This window comes from Fodinicola feengrottensis (genome assembly GCF_010993775.1).
Classification (GTDB): domain Bacteria; phylum Actinomycetota; class Actinomycetes; order Mycobacteriales; family HKI-0501; genus Fodinicola; species Fodinicola feengrottensis.
The window spans coordinates 100,375-115,486 of record NZ_WOTO01000026.1 but is presented as its reverse complement, the minus strand read 5'-3'; the positions used below and the strand labels follow the sequence as shown (position 1 = coordinate 115,486).

Below are 15,112 nucleotides of genomic sequence, written 5' to 3'. Positions count from 1 at the left end.
GTACCGACAATGACGTTGATCGCGGTGCAGCACGCCGGCCGTATGCGCGGCATCCAACGCCCCGAGCAGTGCCAATCCGATCTCGGCGACCCGGCCGGCCGGCAGCGGCCCTTCCGACTTCAGCACGTCGTCCAGGCTGCGACCGCTGATCAGTTCCATCACCATCCACGGATTCCCGTCGACGGTGAGCACGTCGTAGACCCGGACAATCGCGGGGTGCCGCAGCCGGGCGCCCAGCCGGGCTTCTTTCAGCAGCCGGTCGCACATCTCCTTGCGGACCCGCGCCGGCATGGTGCTGGGCAGCAGCACCTCCTTGAGCGCGACCTCGCGCTCCAGGATCAGGTCGTACGCACGCCAAACCCGGCCCATGCCGCCTTGGCCGATCGCCGCACGCACCTCATACCGGTCGCTGATGACCCGAGCTGTCCCCGACTGCGCTTCCGCCACCGGGCCAGCGTAGGGGCGGTCGGATACCCCCGGAATGGGCGCACGGTCCGCATCGGCGGCACCATCGCGCAGTGTCAGGCGAGCATTTCCACCAGTCGCCGGGCGGCGACCGCGGCGCCGTCCGGGGTGATCTGGCCGGCGATCGTACGAGCCTGGGCCGCGACGGCGGGTGTGAGGGCGTCCCGCAGGGCGGGGCGGTGGTCAGGGCCTGGGCAGTCAGCTCGGCGTTCGCCAGGGTGGAGCCGATCCCGAGCGCGCGGACCCGGCTGCCCCAGTAGAACTGGTCGCTGAACATCGACACCACGACCTGCGGCGAACCGGCGCGAGCGGCGGCTGTGGTCGTACCAGCGCCGCCGTGGTGGACGACGGCGGCGACTCGCGGGAACAGCGCCTGCTGGTTGACGTCACCGATCGCGATGCAGTCGCGGGCGTCGTCGATCAGCCCCAGATCCGCCCATCCCTGGGAAAGGATGATCCGCCGTCCGGCGGCACGAGCGGCCGCGATCAGGGTGCGGCTGGTCTCCGGCGTCACCGGCATGCTGCCGAAGCCCAGATAGACCGGCGGGTCGCCGGCGTCGAGGAACGTCTGCAGTTCCGCCGGCAGCGGGCTGTCGTCCGGGAGCAGCCAGGCGCCGGTCTGGGTGACCTGCCGGCCGGGCGTGGTGGGCGCCGGGCCGAGGGTGGCGTCGGCGGCCAGCCCGGGATGGTCGGTCAGGACGTACCGGAGCACGTCTTCGATCGGCTTCAGTCCGAGCCGGGTGCGGTTGTGGTTGATTCGCTCGAGCGACCTGTTGTTCCACGACGCGTACGTGTCTTCCCACCGTCGCTCGTTGTCGGCCGGCTCACCAGGCGTCCAGACCTGAGCGGGAGCCGGCGGTGGCGCGTGGTCGGGGGGAGGGCAGCGCCACCGCCGCATAGAGGGCGTTCACGTACGGGATGCCGGCCAGCTCGGCGATCGAGGGCGCCGCGTACTGATGGGCGTTGGCGCCGAGGATCGCGTCGCACCCGTCGGCCGCCGCGGCGACCGACTCGAACTGGTCGGTGATCAGGTCTGGCATCGTCTCGCGCGGTGTCGCCGGGGCGCCCGATCTCGGGAGCCGCATCTCCACACCCATCGGGGCCACTTCGAACCCGTACCCACCGACCCAGTCCAGGAAGTTGGGCGGCACGCACAGCCGGACCTGCTGGCCGAGGGCGCGCCGCCACCGCCAGCGCCAGCACCGGCTGCACGTCCCCACGCGTTCCTACCGACGACAACAAGAACCGCACAGGCTGTTTCTCCTCTGGTGTTTGCGCTGGCTGTGCCGGTTTCGGCGGACAGCTCAAGCATTCTGGCGCAGCACCGGGGCCTTGCCGCAAGCCCAGGTCTCGGCTATACGTTGAGGTGGGGCGAACGACCGTTATCGTGAGGCGGTGGCACGGGGCGGGTTCGTCGGGCGGGAGCGAGCGAGCGGGCGCTGCTGGACGAGCGCCTGAAGGCCGTCTCCGACGGCGAGGGCCACCTCGTGTTGATCGCGGGTGAGCCGGGAGTCGGGAAGACGCGGCTCGCCGAGGATGTGGTGGCGCGGTCCGGGATGTCGTACGCCTGGGGCCGGGCCACCGAGGCTGAGGGCAGCCCGCCGTATTGGCCGTTTCGCCAGGTCGTAAGAGCGATCGGCGGCGCGTCGACCGTGTGGGAGCCACCGGCAGGTGGCGCCGACTCCGCGCAGGAGCGCTTCCGGCTCTTCGAGGCGGTCACCGAACTGCTGATCGCGGCCGCCGAGCCCGACGCGCTGGTGGTGGTGTTCGACGATCTGCAGTGGGCCGATCCGGCGTCGGTGCAGCTTCTGGTGCATCTCGCCAGAGCGGTGGCCCGGTCGAAACTGCTGGTGATTGGCACTTTCCGGCACACCGAGACGACCGGTCGGGCTGCCCTTAGGGGCGCTTTGTCGACGCTGGCGAGCGAACCGGCGGTCACCCGGCTGACCTTGGCGGGTCTGACCGAGCCAGAGGTCGCCGCGCAGCTGGCCGGTGTCACCGGGTGGCCGGTGCCGGCGTCGGTGGCCGCCGCGATTTGCCGTCGTACGAGCGGAAATCCGTTCTTCGTCGGGGAGCTCGGGCGGCTGCTGGCCGGATCCGCTGACGGCGACGAGCTGCCAGCAGGCGTACGCGATGCCGTCCGTGGGCGGCTCGGCAGGCTGTCCCCGCTGTGCCGCGCGATGCTGGCCGAAGCGGCCGTGCTGGGAGCGGAGCTGGATCCGGAGGCGATCGCCGCGGCGACCGAGCGGTCGCTGGCCGAGGTGCTGGCGGCGCTCGACGAGGCCATCGCGGCCGGGATTGTGGAAGGCGGTCGGTTCGCGCATGACTTGATCCGTGAGGCGGCCCGGCTGGACGTCGGTACGGTCGAGCGGTTGGCGCTGCACCAGCGGATGGCCGGCTACCTGCGCGGACTCGGTGATGCGGACGTACGGGTCGGCCAGATCGCCGAGCACCTGCTGGAGTCGCTGCCGGCCGGGGGACGCGGCCGAGGCGGTGGCGTGGACCGTACGGGCCGCCGAGCAGGCCATGGCCCAACTCGCCTGGGAGCAAGCCAGTGCGCTCTATGGCCGCGCGCTGGTGGCCGGCCGGCTGGACCCGTCGCAGCGGGCCGAGTTGTTGCTGGCCAGGGCGCGAGCGCAGGTCCGGGCTCACGAGGTGGAGGGCGCTCGGGTCTCGGTGGTGGCCGCGGCCGAGATCGGCCGTACCGCTGGGCACGGTGAGTTGCTCGTGCGCGCATCTCTGGTGATGGAAGGCGTCGTCGACTCGTTCTGGGCCGAGACCGGCCGGCAGTTGTGCGAGGAGGCGATCTCAGTGCTGCCGGTGGGCGACAGCGCTGAGAAGGTACGGCTGATGGCCCAGTTGGTGATCAACGGCGCCTGGCGGTCGTTCGACGGCGTCGAGATGCGGTCGGCCGAAGTGTTGGCGATGGCAGAGCGGGTAGCGGACCGTCGGGCGCTCGTCGAGGCGTTGCGCGCCCGGCAGTTCGCGCTCAGCGGCCCGGCCGGCGCGGCCGACCGAGTCGGCTTGGCGGACCGGCTGCTGGCGCTGGGCGACGACGAATCGGCGCTGTGGGGGCGATTGTGGCGGTTTGACGCGTACGCACAGCTCGGCCGCATCGATGCGGCGGAGGCCGAGCTGCCGCTGATCGACCAGCTCGCCGACCGGCTCTCGGTCGCCGATGGCGCGCTGGCACGCTGTCCGCTCCCGCGCCACCCTCGAGTTCGCCCGGGGCCGGCTCGCCGAGGCCGTCCGGTTTGGCCAGCTGGCCGCCGAGCTGGTGCGGCGGGCCGGCAACAAGGGCGCGGCCTTCCCGTCCCAGGGGTTTCTGCAGTCCGTGGCCACCGTGGCCGGCGATATCAGCATGATCGACGACGATGTGATCACCGCGCATGAGCACGTCGAGACGGCGGCCGTACGGATGATGTCGGTGTCCTGGATGCTCGCCGCCGGCGACCGCGACCGTGCCGAGCGGACCTACCGGGCGCTTCCCGCGGCCGGCTTCGGGCCGGATTTCTTCCAGCTCATCACCCTGTCCTTGCTGGCAGACCTGGCCGCCGAGTTCGGCGACCCGGCGACCGCCGAGCGCGTCTACTCGCTGCTGTCCCGGTACGCCGACCTGTTCGTCTGCGGCGGCGCCGGAGTCGTCCTCATCCTCGGCTCGGTCCAGGAGTATCTCTCGGCACCGCCGCCGCCACCTGCGGCCGTCACGAGGACGCCGTCCGGCATTTGCGGGCGGCCATCAAAGCGAACGAGCGTGCCGGCATGCCCTGCCATGTCGCCTCTTCGGCATACCGGCTGGGCGTCGTGTTGAGCCGCCGCAAGCGTACCGGCGACCGCGAGGAGGCGGCCGCCCTCGCCGCGTCGGTCGCCGCGCAGCCGAGCCGAGCACCTCGGCATGGCGCCACTGGTGGCCCGGGCCCGGACATTGGCCGAATCACTGGCCGGCCGTCGTACCGGACCACTCAGCCGCCGACAGTACGAGATCGCCGAACTGATCTCGCAGGGCCTCATGAACCGCGAGATCGCCGCCGTCCTGCATTTGAGCGAGCGGACCGTCGAAACGCATGTCCAGCACATCCTGACCCGGCTCGGTTTCACCAACCGCTCCCAAATCGCGGCCTGGCTCGTCGCTGAGCGAATGCGCACCGATTCGGCATGATCAACAACGCTGTCCGTGGTGTTAGCGCTAATCGCGAGGGGCGAGGTGTGAGCGGTTGATGGTGATGTCGCCGTTGGCGGTGCGGGCTCGTACGGTGACGGTCGGTTTGGACTGGTCAGGCATGTCGTCGGCGGTCAGGGCGTTGCGTACGTCGCCGTAGACGGTCTTCGCGTCGAGCCAGACCGCGACACCTTTTGCGATGCCGACCTCAAGATCGCCATTGGCTGTTTCCAGCGAAACTTCCCCGTCCGAGACTTCGCCGACATGGACGTCGCCGTCCTCGGTCTTGGCTGTGACGGTGGTCAGCGCCCGGTCGATCGCGATGTCGCCGTTGCCGGCGTACACGGTGAGATCGCCGGTGCTGGTGCCGATCCAGATGTTCCCTTCGCCGTCCTTCACCGCGGCCGTGCTCTCGAGCTCGCGGACGCGGACGGCGCCGGTCTCGGTGGTGATCTTCGCGTGCCCGGTCGCGCGGTCGACGGCGATGTCGCCGGAGTCCGTCCGCAGGTCCAGGCTGGCGCCGGTGTCCAGCCAGATGTCCCCGTCGCTGGTCTTGAGCACGCAGTCGCTGAGCGTGCCGGTGGCCCGGAAAGTCGCTGCCCACGCGGTGGCCGCGACCCGGGATCCGGTCGGGAGGTCGATGACCACGTCAAGAGATCCGCCCTCACCCAGAAAACTGGAAGCCTTCCATCGTTTCGGCGATCCAATCCGTAGCTTCCCAGCGGAGTAGTCGACAGTCGTCGCCTCGGCGAGCCGCACGTCGTCGCTCTCTGCGCCGTTGCTCGGCAGGATTTGGACGGACGTGTCGGTTCGGTCGCTGGCCCTGATCCGTACGGTGCCGCTGACGAGTTCGAGCATGACCGAGATTGGCTCGGGCGTGTCAAAATGAGGCATCAGAAATTTCCTTTGCAAAGGGGAAAATGGCGAGCTTCGGGTCAGCGCATCCAGCCGGTGACGTGATCTGCGCCGGAGTCCGACTTCGTTCTCTTCCGGCGGCTTGATTCGGCACCGCGGTCCAGTGTCGCGGCCGCCGCCCGGACCAGCCACGCGTTGACGGAGAGCCCTTCCTGCTTGGCGGCTTCCTCGACCCGGAGCTTGAGGTTCTCCGGAATGCGTAGGTTGATGCGCAGCGCCGGTCCGTCGACGGTGGTGGCGATGCTGGTGGTGAAGTCCTCGGCGGGTACGACGGTGGGCGGCCGGGTGACCGAGAAGCTGGCCACGCGTTCTCGAAGCACCAACTCCACCGACCCGGGTGCGAGGGCCTGGCTGATCTCGTCCGTCGCCGCCGAGAGTGCTTCCAGTAGCGCCAGCCGGAGTGTCGAGTCGAGCGCCGTTGCGAGATGCCCGGCCAACTTACGGGCGTCTTCGCCACCGAGCTCGGCCGCCGCCACCAGGTCGCGGTGAACATTGGCTGCATAGGGTCCGAGGTCCATGGCACCACTATGGCACTAGACATGAGCCACTGCAAGGTCGGATGATGTCATTGTGACGTCATCGAATGAAAGGGCTCCGATGCATCAGGCCTCGATCCAGAGAAGGCGGCGACATTCCATCGTCGCCGGGTCCATCCAGCTGCTCACCATCGTCCCGTTCCTGCTCGGATCCGCGGTGGTCCTCGGGTACGGCCCGGCCGCGCAGGCGGCCGCCGAGGCCGCCGTGGTGAGTCAGGGCTCGCCGGCATCGGTGCTGGTGAAGCACGGGATCTTCTTCGGTTCGAAGGTGTCCGAGCTGCCCGTGCCGGTCGCGATCGCGATCATTCTGGTGGTCCTCGCGGTGCTCAACCTGGCTGCCAACCGGATCGGCCGGATCCTTTCGTGGATCTTCCATCCACTGCTCTTCGTTGCTGGGTGCGTCATCATTCCCGGCCAGTTGTTCACTGCCCAACTGCTGGAATCGGCGTTCAAAAACTCTGGCGATGCGGCGCTCGAGCGTCTCGACGCGTACGCCGTCGTCGATGCGGCGATGCGGGTGATGCCAGACTGGCTCACCCCGGTCGACTGGGCGAAGCTCGTGCTGACCACCGGGGGTTCGCTGGCTGTGATCGTCCTGCTCGCGGGCGGCCGCGGGCCAGGAAGATTCGCTACCCGTCAGGGGAAACGGCGTTAGTCGAGCAGTCGGCGCAACAGTCCGAGCGCGCCGGACAGGTGCGCCTGCTCGGTACGGCTCAGCCGGCTGGCGATGGCGTCGGTGAGGTTGTCGTGGCCTGCCTCGCGCCGTTCGGTGAGCAGGCGCTGGCCATCGGCGGTGATGACCAGCAGCTTGCGGCGCTGATCGTGCGGGTCGGGGACGCGTCGTACGAGCGATCTTTCGACCAGGCTCGTCACCGACACGGTGATCGACTGGTGGGTGATCTTGTCCAGCCGGGCCAGGTCGGCGACCGTGTACGGCCCGTCGCGGTCGAGCCGCTTCAGGATCGAGACCTGCGACAACGTCACCGCGGCGGCCGGTGACACCGCTCGCTGCCGCCGGACCAGCGCACCGACCACGAACTGAAGCTCATCGGCGATTGCCGCTGGGTCGCTTGCCATGCTCGCTACTATACAGTGTGACTGCGCAGTTAAACTGTGTATCTCGCGAGCGTGGGAGTGGGTACGTGATGACTGAGCTGACGGTAGGTGGGCTGGAACGTACGTTCACGATCCAGCCGCCGAGCCGCGAATCGGTGCCGCTGGTGCTGGTGTTGCATGGCGCCGACGGCACCGGTTCGATGATGCGTGAGTGGACATCCTTCGACCGGCAGGCGCAGGCCTGGGGATGGGCGGTCGCGTACCCGGATGGGTACGAGCGAGGGTGGGGACGGACGGCCGCGGGGTGAAGGCCGCCGACGCGGCGGGGATCGACGATGTCGGGTTCCTCCGCACGCTGATCGACTGGTCGGCGCAGCGCTATGGCACGTTGCCGGATCGGACCGTGGTGGCTGGCAGCTCCAACGGCGCTTTCATGGCCCATCGGCTGGCGCTCCAGGCGAGTGACCAGGTGGCGGTGCTGGCGGCGGTCGCGGGTGGCATGCCCGCGACCTGGCGAGACTTCGAGCCGACACACGCGGTGTCCGCCCTGCTCATTCACGGTACGGCGGACAAACTGGCGCCCATCGACGGTGGCCATTCCCGCCACCGTGGGCCCAACGGAGAGCTGCGCGGCGGCCGGATGTTGTCGCTCAGGGAGACGACCGAGCGCTGGCGTGCCGTGGACCGCTGCCCAGCCGGGCCAGGCGAGCCGTACGTGACTGAGTTTTCCAGCCGTACCACGGCAAAAGGTGGGGTCGGTGGGTCGCGGGTAGCCGCCTGGACAGTGCTGGGCGGTGGCCACACCTGGCCGGGTGCGTCGGTCCTGCCAGAGTGGTCCGAGCCGACCACCCAGGAATTCGACGCGGCGAAGGAGATCTGCCGCTTCGCGCAAACACTGCTCATCCCCGCTGACGCCCGCCGCCTTTAGGCCCTTCGAACAGGAGAAAAACGTTGGCAGTGTTGGGAAAAATGCTGAAGAACCGGCGCGCCGGCCAGGACGGCCTCGGCTGGAACTCGCCGAACCTGGCCGGCCCGGACGCGCTTTCGCTCAGCAGTCCGGATTTCCCGAGCGAGGGCCCGATTCCGATGGTGCACGCGGGTAAGCGGATGGGTGGTCAGGATCTGTCGCCGGCCTTGACCTGGTCGCCCGCGCGCGGCTGGTACGGCACAGTTGTTGTTGGTCATCGAGGATCCGGACGCGCCGACGCCGGCGCCGTTCATCCACTGTGTCGCGTTGCTGGAGCCGTCGGTGACGACCCTCGCGCAGGGCGCGCTGGACGCCGACAGTCCGGCCGACGGCGTACACGTGCTGAGGTCTGGGATGGGCCGCGGCTACCTCGGTCCGGCGCCGATCAAGGGCCACGGCCCGCACCGGTACGTGTTCCAGCTTTTCGCCCTCGCGACCGCGGTGACCAGGGCAGTTGGTGGCAGCACACTGAAATCGGCCAAACCACGTGACGTGGTGGCCGCCGCCGCCGAGGTGTTGGCCCGCGGCCGGGTCGACGGTTTTACTACGAGCGGGCCTGAACCGGTGGTGTAACCCCGCCGTGTATCTCAAGGTGGAGTGGCTTTCCGCTGCTCCCACCGAAGAGGGCGGGATGGTGAAAGGTGCTGCCGTACCAGTTTCGGGTGGGACGCAAGGTGCCGGAGCCGGCGGACCGGGCCGGCGACGGTGCGGTCGTCCGGCCGGCGCGGCTGCACTTGGTGGGTGACGATGTTTACCAGGACTGGGACGCGATTTATCGCGACAACGTGGACCGCGTCTATCGCATCATGTTCGCCAAGGTGGGCAACCGGGCGGACGCCGAGGACCTGACCGAGGAGGTGTTCCTGGCCGCGCTCCGACCGTTGCGGGTGTCCGCGAGCGTGGGGGAGGTGCGCGCGTATTTGCTGACGGTCGCGCGGACCGTGCTGGCGGGCTATTGGCGGCGTACGCTCGGCCGACCGGTCACTACGCTGGACGACGAGCAGGTGGCGGAGGTGTTCGCGCCGGCCGAGCCGGGCACCCGGTCGCAGGCGCGAGCCGAGGCGATCCTCGCCGCGTTGCCAGCTCGGTACAGGCGCGTGCTGGAGTTGCGGTTTCTTGCCGCCTGCACGCTGAAGGAGGCCGCGGCCGAGTTGGGAGTGACCGTGGGCAACGTGAAAGTGCTGCAACACCGCGCGTTGCGGCAGGCCGCGGTCGTCGCTGGCAGGATCGAGTCGTGAGTACGCGCGGGTTGCGGAGATTCGTTGCCGACCTGTTGCGCGGGCCGGCGGCCGCGGACGTTCGGCGTTGAGCCGGGCGACGAGGCGTACGTACGGACCGCGATCGAGCTGCGGGCGGCGGGTTCGGCCGATGCCGGGCCGAGCGAGGATTTCGTGGAGTCTCTGCATGACCGGCTGAGCAAGGCGATGGCCGAGCCTGACCCGGTTCCAGCGCCAGCGGCGAAGACCGGTCGGCGCCGGTTCGTCCAAGCCGCCGCGGTGGCGGCCGGGTCGGCCGTGGTGGGTGCGGGAGCCGAATTCGTCCTGACCAGGCCACCAACGCTCGCCGACGCGCCGATCGCCGCGCAGACCCTGACGCCGAACGTCGGGGAATGGCGAACAGTGGCTGGCAGCCACGAAATCGGCGACGGCGGGGTGAAGCCCTTCGATCTGGGCGTCGTCACCGGATTTGTTGAGCGTACCAGCGGAAAGCTGCGCGCGGTCTCGGGTGTTTGTACGCACCTGGGCTGCCGCTTGGTGTTGGACAATGCGCAGAAACAACTGAACTGTCCGTGTCATCGCGCGTCTTTCGCGGTCACCGGCGAGGTTTTGCGCCATCAGCTGCCCATCACCCTGCCCCCGCTGCCGCGGTTGGCGGTACGGGAAATCGACGGGCTGGTCCAGGTTTTCGCGCCGCACGTGTAACCCGGTTGGCTATCGGTAGGTGAGATCCGCGGACCGCGGATCCGCCACCGAGGCCCGCGATGATCGGGGCCGGAGAAGGAAAACCATCATGAGAACAGCTGCTCAGCTGCGCTGCGCCTCGGTCGCGGTGGTGACCGGGGTCAGCCTGGGCCTGCTTGCCGCCTGCGGCGCGGCGGGTACCCTTCCGGCGGCGTCGCCGTCGGCCGCCGCGCCGATGCCCGGCATGTCCATGCCGGCGTCCAGCGCGCCGGTCACCACCGCGCCGGTCGCCACCACTTCGGTCTCAATAAAGAACTTCGCTTTCGAGCCCGTGACCATCACGGTGCACGTCGGCGCGGTGGTCACCTGGACGAACGCCGACCAGGACTCGCACACGGTCACCTCGGTGCCGCCGGCGAGCCAGTTGCAGTCGCCGGCGCTCAATACGAGCGGGGTCTATCGGCACACCTTCACCGCGGCCGGCACGTACGCGTACCTGTGCACCATTCACCCGTTCATGACTGGCACTGTGGTGGTGACGCGGTGACCAAGCCTGACGCGGAAATCCCAGCCGAGCAAGAGAATCCCGGTCCGCATGGCATGACCCGCCGGCAGCTCATGCGGCGGCATTCGGCGTGGTTCGGGTCGGCCGTCGTGTTGGTGGTGGCCGGCGGCGAGGTGATCAGCCATGTTGCCGGGCAGCCGGCACCGCCCATTGTGGACGATCCGCATGCGTTGAAATTCGTCCAGATCAGCGACAGTCATCTCGGCTTCACCGGCCCCGCCAACCTGGCCGTCACCGAGACTTTCTCGGCAGCGATCCAGCAGATCAACGCGCTGCCGTACCGGCCGGATTTCGTGATGCACACCGGAGATCTGACGCATCTGGCCACCGCGGCGCAGTTCGACCAGGTCGCCCAGATGATGAAGGGTTTACACACTGGGAAAACTTTGACCGTACCGGGCGAACATGACTCCATCGACGACCACGGCCAGAAATACCGGCAGTTCTTCGGCGCCGGCACGGTCGGCGACGGGTGGTACAGCTTTGACATGAAAGGCGTGCATTTCCTGTCGTTGGTGAACACGTTGAGCTTGGAAAAGCTCGGCCATCTTGGTACGGCACAGCTCGAATTCATTCGCCGGGATGTGGCCGGGCTGTCGTCCGACACCCCGATCGTGGTGTTCAGCCACATCCCGCTTTTCGCGATGTTCCCGGGCTGGGGGTGGGCCACCGATGACGCCACCCAGGCGCTCAGCTACCTGCGGCGGTTCTCGTCCGTGACGTGCCTGAACGGCCATGTGCATCAGCTTTTCACCAAGACCGAAGGGAATGTGACCTTTCACAGTGCGACCACCACCGCCTATCCACTGCCGGCTCCGGGCAAGGCGCCGGCACCGACTCCGATGGTGCTGCCGGCGGGCAAGCTTAAGCAGGCCCTGGGCATCCGCGAGGTCACCTACCGCAAGGGTGACTCGCCGCTCGCGGTGAAAGACGTCGTACTCGGCTGACCATGCCAGCGGGTCGGTGATACGGTCATCTGCATATAACGGAAGGCGGTATATACAGATGGCGAGTATGCAGGAGCCGACATTCCTGATGCTGACCGCGCTCGCTGCCGAGTCGCTGCACGGTTACGGGCTCATCCAGGAGGTCGCGACGCTTTCCCTGGATCGCGTACGACTGCGGGCCGGCACGGTCTATGGCGCCCTCGACCGGCTGCAGGAAGACGGGTTGGTGGAGGTCGAGCGGGAAGAGGTGGTGGAAGGGCGGCTGCGCCGCTACTACCGGCTCACCTCGGACGGCTCGGCCACGCTCGCCGCGGCGGCGGACCGGATGAAGCGGACCGCGGCGCTGGCCGAGAAGCGGCTGGCCTCCAGGGCTACCGAGACGCGCCCCGGCCGCCCGATCGCGAGACCCGCCACTGGCAGCATCTGACCTCTGAGGGACAACGGAGACCCGATGATCAGCAGCAAGCTGGAAAGCCGCTATCGCCTTCTTTTGCTGGCGTATCCCCGCCACCACCGGCGCCGGCGCGGCGAGGAGATCCTGACGACCCTCATCGATGGCGCGGACCCAGGTCGTGAGCGCCTGCGGTTCGCTGAGGTGTTCGACATCGTACGAGGTGCGACAAAGGTGCGTTTCGGTGGCGGCGGAAAAATCGCGGTGTTCCTGGCCGTCTTCGCGGCACTGATCGGCGGTTTCGCCGGGATGTGTCTTGGCTCGTGGGCCGGTTGGCAGAGCGCGCCGCGGATTCCCGACCAGGTGCCCGCCGAAGTCGCCCAGTTGGCTTTTCCCGGGCTGTCGGGAAGTGACGTGTGGTATCAGCCCTATCCGTACGGATTCCGGCTGGGAGCTGACGAGCGGGTGTCGCTGGCGGAGCGGGTTTTCGGCACCACCAATGACCTTGACGGTCCGCAGACAGCCCACTATTTCTTCCCGTCGGTTGACAACCTGTCGTTGACGCAGACGCGCGCACTCAGTGCGGCGGCCGTCGTCCGGCTCCGCCGTGCCGGGTGGCAGATTGATGGTGGCGGGTCGCCGCTGTCGACCCGGGATGGGATAGCGGCGACCCGGGATGGGGTGGTGGCAGACATCAACTACGGCCCGACCTACGCGACGCAGGTGGAGGTGGCGATGGCTGGCCCCAGTCAGACAGCGATCGTCGTCTGTTCCTTGGTGGGTGTGCTGATCGGCTTGGGGATGGGATGGATCGTCGGTGCGTGGGCGGTGCGTCGGCTTCGCCGTACTGGCGCCGGAAGTCGCGCACTGATGGGCGTTCTGTTCGCGTTCGCCTGCATCGGTCTGCTGCCGGCGGCGTTGGGCGCGACGGACACCGGCGGCCGGCCGTTGTGGATGTTCCTGCAGTATTTTCTTTTCCAGCCCGGGATCGACCTCGCGGCCCTGCTGATCGCGGTGATCCTCGTGCGAGCCTGGAGAGCTGGCTTGGCGGAGAGCGTCACCGATCCCGAACGGCTCTCCACGTCCTGAGGCGTATTTGGGCCGGTGGCCGCGAAGGCTCTTGACGGGCCGAACCAAACTCCGATACTGGTACGGACCTGTTTTGGAGTTGGCCCGATCATCCGGAGTCATGATGAAGCGTCCCACCCGCGGTCTGTTGATCGCCGCCGTAGTCGGGCTGGCCGCCGCGTTGGCGGTGCCGGTCGTGTCGGCCGCCGCCGCACCGCCAGCGGTCGCCAAACCGCATGTCACGCCGCCGGGCACGGTGCCGGCGGACTCGGTCGCGCGGATCGACGACGCCCTCGGCAACGGCACTGACCAATGGGGAAACGAGCTGGTCAAGGCGCCGAACGGGCCGAGCCTCGCGGCGGTGAAACCGCTGTTGCCGCCAGTGGTGACCGCCGGCGCGAGCCATTCGGACTCCGGCTACTACTACCTGCCGATGACTTACCCGAAGCCGACCGCGGCGACTTGGCAGGCCACTCGCGCCTTCGCCATGCAGGTCGCGGATGGCAGTGAAATCCTTTCCGACCAAGGCAAAGGCGCAGCTCCGACTCAGACGGTGACCTTCGGTGTCGGTGCCGACGGCGGTGAGGCTTACGGCAGCCAGCAGGCACGCCTTGCCGATCCGCAGTTGGCCAGCGGCTACTTGCCGATCCTGGTCAACAGCTACACGGACGGCACCGGCGCCCGCTTCGACCGGGAGTCGTACGCGGTCCGGGTCGGGTCGGACACCGGGCCGCTGGTCAGTTACGTGAAATTCACCGTACATCCTGGAACTTCGGCCACCACACTCCGGCTCGGCCTCAACAACGCGCAGATTGGCAGCATGGGGGTCAGCGGCAACACGTTGTCCGCCAACGGAAAGTCGTACGTGAAGTTCAGCGGCTCACCGTCCTGGACCTCGCCCAACCTGAACTACGCCATCAACCCGGCCAGCGGCACCCAGGACATTTACCTGATCGTCGCGAACACACCGGCTGACCTGAGTTCGGTGAACTCTGACGCGACCGGTTACAACGCTTCCCGTCAGCAGGTCTCGTCGTACTGGCAAACCGTGCTTTCTGGCGGTTCGACCATCAATGTTCCTGAGGCGTACGCGCAAAACGCGATGCGGAACCTGCTGCTGCAGGACCTGGTGATGGCGTTCCAGCAGAGCATCGGCGACGGTTACGAGCAGCGGACAGCACCTTCGCCTTCGTGCCAGAGCTGGACAGCTCGATCAACACCCTGGGCGAGTTCGGTTACAACACCGACTACCGGCAGGATATCTCCGCGCTGCTCGTCCGCGGCCAGGGCGGCGTTTTCCCGGACTGGGAAAAGGGATTCAAACTGGAGGAAGCCGCCTCGTACTATTTCCTGACCAACGATGCCTCTTACATCAACCAGAATCTGGGCACCTTCACCAGTTGGCTGAGCGGTTCGGGTGGTTACCAGCAACAGATGGCCGCGAACAACGGCCTGGTGGAGAAGGAAAACTACGGCACCGACATCCAGACGCCGGTCTACGGTTTGAACCACCAGGCACAGTCGTGGCGTGGCATGCGCGACTTCGGGCTGGCGTTGCGGCAGCTGGGAAACGCGTCGTTGGGCAATCAGTTCACCAGCCAGGCGACCACGTTGCGTACGGCGATCCTGTCGGCGGTGACGCAGTCCGAAACCAAGCTGTCCGACGGCTCGATCTACGTGCCGATCCAACTGCTGGACCCGGCTTGGAAGCAGCCGTTCGAACCGATCACATCCACGACTTTGGGCAGTTACTGGAACATCACCATTCCGTACGTCCTCAAGACCGGTATTTTCGGGCCGGACAGCCCCGAGTCGACCGGCATTGCCACGTACATCCGCAAGCACGGCGGTCTTTTCCTGGGCATGACCAGATTCAACCTGTACGGCGGAGAGGCCGGCACCTGCGAGACCGATGGCCCGCTGAACTTCCCGGCCGGCTCGCCCGGCTACAAGACGACCGGCGTCGATCAGCAGTATGGCTACGGCTGGGCGAAATACCTGTCCGACCAGGGTGACGCGGGCGATCTCGACATGCAGTTCTACGGCCAGGTTGGCCAGGAGCTGACACCGAACACCTTTGTCAGCGGCGAAGGGGCAACTCTGGCGCCCTGTCCCGGCGAGTATTACCGCAGCATGTTCTTC

22 protein-coding genes are annotated in these 15,112 nt (G+C 67.8%); 15 read left to right on the top strand and 7 right to left on the bottom strand.

Features of this window, described 5'->3' with window-relative positions; translation table 11 throughout:
- From GNX96_RS23835 to GNX96_RS54620, 3 genes are all read right to left on the bottom strand, one after another.
- Nucleotides 1-396: protein kinase domain-containing protein (locus GNX96_RS23835; RefSeq protein WP_279581281.1), on the bottom strand; the 396-nt coding region annotated here is incomplete at its 3' end.
- A gap of 1 nt (nt 397) precedes the next feature.
- Nucleotides 398-1,177 (bottom strand): glycosyltransferase, encoded by a 780-nt coding sequence (locus GNX96_RS54625; protein ID WP_279581280.1) that lies wholly within the window; start codon nt 1,175-1,177, stop codon nt 398-400.
- A 112-nt stretch (nt 1,178-1,289) separates the two neighbouring features.
- Nucleotides 1,290-1,685 (bottom strand): glycosyltransferase family protein, encoded by a 396-nt coding sequence (locus GNX96_RS54620; RefSeq protein ID WP_279581279.1) that lies wholly within the window; start codon nt 1,683-1,685, stop codon nt 1,290-1,292.
- Between the two features lie 219 nt (nt 1,686-1,904).
- Here GNX96_RS54620 and GNX96_RS54615 point away from each other — a divergent pair, with 219 nt between their 5' ends.
- The 4 genes from GNX96_RS54615 (at nt 1,905) to GNX96_RS23810 (ending at nt 4,624) form a co-directional block, all read left to right on the top strand.
- Nucleotides 1,905-3,185 (top strand): ATP-binding protein, encoded by a 1,281-nt coding sequence (locus GNX96_RS54615; RefSeq protein WP_313885767.1) that lies wholly within the window; start codon nt 1,905-1,907, stop codon nt 3,183-3,185.
- Nucleotides 3,145-3,858, top strand: a complete 714-nt coding sequence (locus tag GNX96_RS23820) for a hypothetical protein (RefSeq protein WP_163569783.1) — start codon at nt 3,145-3,147, stop codon at nt 3,856-3,858. Before GNX96_RS54615 ends, GNX96_RS23820 begins: the two co-directional genes overlap by 41 nt.
- Nucleotides 3,827-4,276, top strand: a complete 450-nt coding sequence (locus GNX96_RS23815; RefSeq protein ID WP_163569782.1) for a hypothetical protein — start codon at nt 3,827-3,829, stop codon at nt 4,274-4,276. The genes GNX96_RS23820 and GNX96_RS23815 overlap by 32 nt, the downstream gene beginning before the upstream one ends.
- A gap of 84 nt (nt 4,277-4,360) precedes the next feature.
- The gene (locus GNX96_RS23810; RefSeq protein ID WP_163569781.1) at nt 4,361-4,624 is read left to right on the top strand and encodes a response regulator transcription factor; all 264 of its coding nucleotides are present in this window, start codon (nt 4,361-4,363) and stop codon (nt 4,622-4,624) included.
- A 27-nt stretch (nt 4,625-4,651) separates the two neighbouring features.
- Here GNX96_RS23810 and GNX96_RS23805 read toward each other — a convergent pair whose 3' ends face one another.
- Both GNX96_RS23805 and GNX96_RS23800 read right to left on the bottom strand, forming a co-directional pair.
- Nucleotides 4,652-5,482, bottom strand: a complete 831-nt coding sequence (locus tag GNX96_RS23805; RefSeq protein ID WP_279581278.1) for a DUF4097 family beta strand repeat-containing protein — start codon at nt 5,480-5,482, stop codon at nt 4,652-4,654.
- Between the two features lie 77 nt (nt 5,483-5,559).
- A complete protein-coding gene (locus tag GNX96_RS23800) occupies nt 5,560-6,057 on the bottom strand; it encodes a toxin-antitoxin system HicB family antitoxin (protein WP_163569779.1) in 498 nt (165 codons plus the stop codon).
- Nucleotides 6,058-6,136: 79 nt separating this feature from the next.
- On the opposite strand from GNX96_RS23800, the gene GNX96_RS23795 reads away from it, so the two are divergent.
- A complete protein-coding gene (locus GNX96_RS23795; protein WP_163569778.1) occupies nt 6,137-6,730 on the top strand; it encodes a hypothetical protein in 594 nt (197 codons plus the stop codon).
- Here the strand turns inward: GNX96_RS23795 and GNX96_RS23790 are convergent.
- Nucleotides 6,727-7,152, bottom strand: a complete 426-nt coding sequence (locus tag GNX96_RS23790) for a MarR family winged helix-turn-helix transcriptional regulator (RefSeq protein WP_163569777.1) — start codon at nt 7,150-7,152, stop codon at nt 6,727-6,729. The two genes, GNX96_RS23795 and GNX96_RS23790, sit on opposite strands and share 4 nt — an antisense overlap.
- A gap of 68 nt (nt 7,153-7,220) precedes the next feature.
- Between GNX96_RS23790 and GNX96_RS23785 the strand changes: the two genes are divergently transcribed.
- The 5 genes from GNX96_RS23785 to GNX96_RS23765 all read left to right on the top strand — a co-directional run bounded on the left by GNX96_RS23785 (nt 7,221) and on the right by GNX96_RS23765 (nt 10,020).
- Nucleotides 7,221-7,439, top strand: coding sequence for a hypothetical protein (locus tag GNX96_RS23785; protein WP_163569776.1), 219 nt, complete (start codon nt 7,221-7,223; stop codon nt 7,437-7,439).
- The gene (locus GNX96_RS23780) at nt 7,415-8,059 is read left to right on the top strand and encodes an alpha/beta hydrolase family esterase (protein WP_163569775.1); all 645 of its coding nucleotides are present in this window, start codon (nt 7,415-7,417) and stop codon (nt 8,057-8,059) included. The genes GNX96_RS23785 and GNX96_RS23780 overlap by 25 nt, the downstream gene beginning before the upstream one ends.
- 246 nt (nt 8,060-8,305) lie before the next feature.
- Nucleotides 8,306-8,671, top strand: a complete 366-nt coding sequence (locus tag GNX96_RS54610) for a YbhB/YbcL family Raf kinase inhibitor-like protein (protein ID WP_279581277.1) — start codon at nt 8,306-8,308, stop codon at nt 8,669-8,671.
- 155 nt (nt 8,672-8,826) lie between these two features.
- Nucleotides 8,827-9,336: an RNA polymerase sigma factor gene (locus GNX96_RS23770; protein WP_279581290.1), complete on the top strand. Its 510-nt coding sequence runs from the start codon at nt 8,827-8,829 to the stop codon at nt 9,334-9,336.
- Between the two features lie 24 nt (nt 9,337-9,360).
- Nucleotides 9,361-10,020: a Rieske (2Fe-2S) protein gene (locus GNX96_RS23765; protein ID WP_279581276.1), complete on the top strand. Its 660-nt coding sequence runs from the start codon at nt 9,361-9,363 to the stop codon at nt 10,018-10,020.
- Between the two features lie 102 nt (nt 10,021-10,122).
- On the opposite strand, the gene GNX96_RS54605 is transcribed toward GNX96_RS23765, so the two are convergent.
- Nucleotides 10,123-10,338 (bottom strand): hypothetical protein, encoded by a 216-nt coding sequence (locus GNX96_RS54605; protein ID WP_279581275.1) that lies wholly within the window; start codon nt 10,336-10,338, stop codon nt 10,123-10,125.
- Here GNX96_RS54605 and GNX96_RS54600 point away from each other — a divergent pair.
- From GNX96_RS54600 to GNX96_RS23740, 5 genes are all read left to right on the top strand, one after another.
- Entirely contained in the window at nt 10,331-10,546 is a 216-nt protein-coding gene (locus GNX96_RS54600) for a cupredoxin domain-containing protein (protein WP_279581274.1), read from the top strand. The two genes, GNX96_RS54605 and GNX96_RS54600, sit on opposite strands and share 8 nt — an antisense overlap.
- Before the next feature lie 53 nt (nt 10,547-10,599).
- Entirely contained in the window at nt 10,600-11,511 is a 912-nt protein-coding gene (locus tag GNX96_RS23755; RefSeq protein ID WP_163569788.1) for a metallophosphoesterase family protein, read from the top strand.
- 67 nt (nt 11,512-11,578) lie between these two features.
- Complete coding sequence (locus GNX96_RS23750; RefSeq protein WP_163569787.1) at nt 11,579-11,938, top strand: PadR family transcriptional regulator; 360 nt, start codon at nt 11,579-11,581, stop codon at nt 11,936-11,938.
- A 24-nt stretch (nt 11,939-11,962) separates the two neighbouring features.
- Nucleotides 11,963-12,991 carry a hypothetical protein gene (locus GNX96_RS23745; protein ID WP_163569773.1) on the top strand — a complete coding sequence of 343 codons (1,029 nt, stop codon included), beginning with the start codon at nt 11,963-11,965 and terminating at the stop codon, nt 12,989-12,991.
- A gap of 103 nt (nt 12,992-13,094) precedes the next feature.
- Nucleotides 13,095-14,324, top strand: a complete 1,230-nt coding sequence (locus GNX96_RS23740) for a hypothetical protein (RefSeq protein WP_279581273.1) — start codon at nt 13,095-13,097, stop codon at nt 14,322-14,324.
- Nucleotides 14,325-15,112: the final 788 nt, after the last annotated feature.

Coding starts and splice junctions, on each gene's coding strand:
- GNX96_RS23800 (WP_163569779.1), bottom strand. CDS start 6,057: ATGGACCTCGGACCCTATGCAGCCAATGTTCACCGCGACCTGGTGGCG.
- GNX96_RS23795 (WP_163569778.1), top strand. CDS start 6,137: ATGCATCAGGCCTCGATCCAGAGAAGGCGGCGACATTCCATCGTCGCC.
- GNX96_RS23790 (WP_163569777.1), bottom strand. CDS start 7,152: ATGGCAAGCGACCCAGCGGCAATCGCCGATGAGCTTCAGTTCGTGGTC.
- GNX96_RS23810 (WP_163569781.1), top strand. CDS start 4,361: ATGGCGCCACTGGTGGCCCGGGCCCGGACATTGGCCGAATCACTGGCC.
- GNX96_RS54605 (WP_279581275.1), bottom strand. CDS start 10,338: ATGGTCACGGGCTCGAAAGCGAAGTTCTTTATTGAGACCGAAGTGGTG.
- GNX96_RS23745 (WP_163569773.1), top strand. CDS start 11,963: ATGATCAGCAGCAAGCTGGAAAGCCGCTATCGCCTTCTTTTGCTGGCG.
- GNX96_RS23815 (WP_163569782.1), top strand. CDS start 3,827: ATGATCGACGACGATGTGATCACCGCGCATGAGCACGTCGAGACGGCG.
- GNX96_RS23740 (WP_279581273.1), top strand. CDS start 13,095: ATGAAGCGTCCCACCCGCGGTCTGTTGATCGCCGCCGTAGTCGGGCTG.
- GNX96_RS23750 (WP_163569787.1), top strand. CDS start 11,579: ATGCAGGAGCCGACATTCCTGATGCTGACCGCGCTCGCTGCCGAGTCG.
- GNX96_RS23755 (WP_163569788.1), top strand. CDS start 10,600: ATGACCCGCCGGCAGCTCATGCGGCGGCATTCGGCGTGGTTCGGGTCG.
- GNX96_RS23805 (WP_279581278.1), bottom strand. CDS start 5,482: ATGCTCGAACTCGTCAGCGGCACCGTACGGATCAGGGCCAGCGACCGA.
- GNX96_RS23785 (WP_163569776.1), top strand. CDS start 7,221: ATGACTGAGCTGACGGTAGGTGGGCTGGAACGTACGTTCACGATCCAG.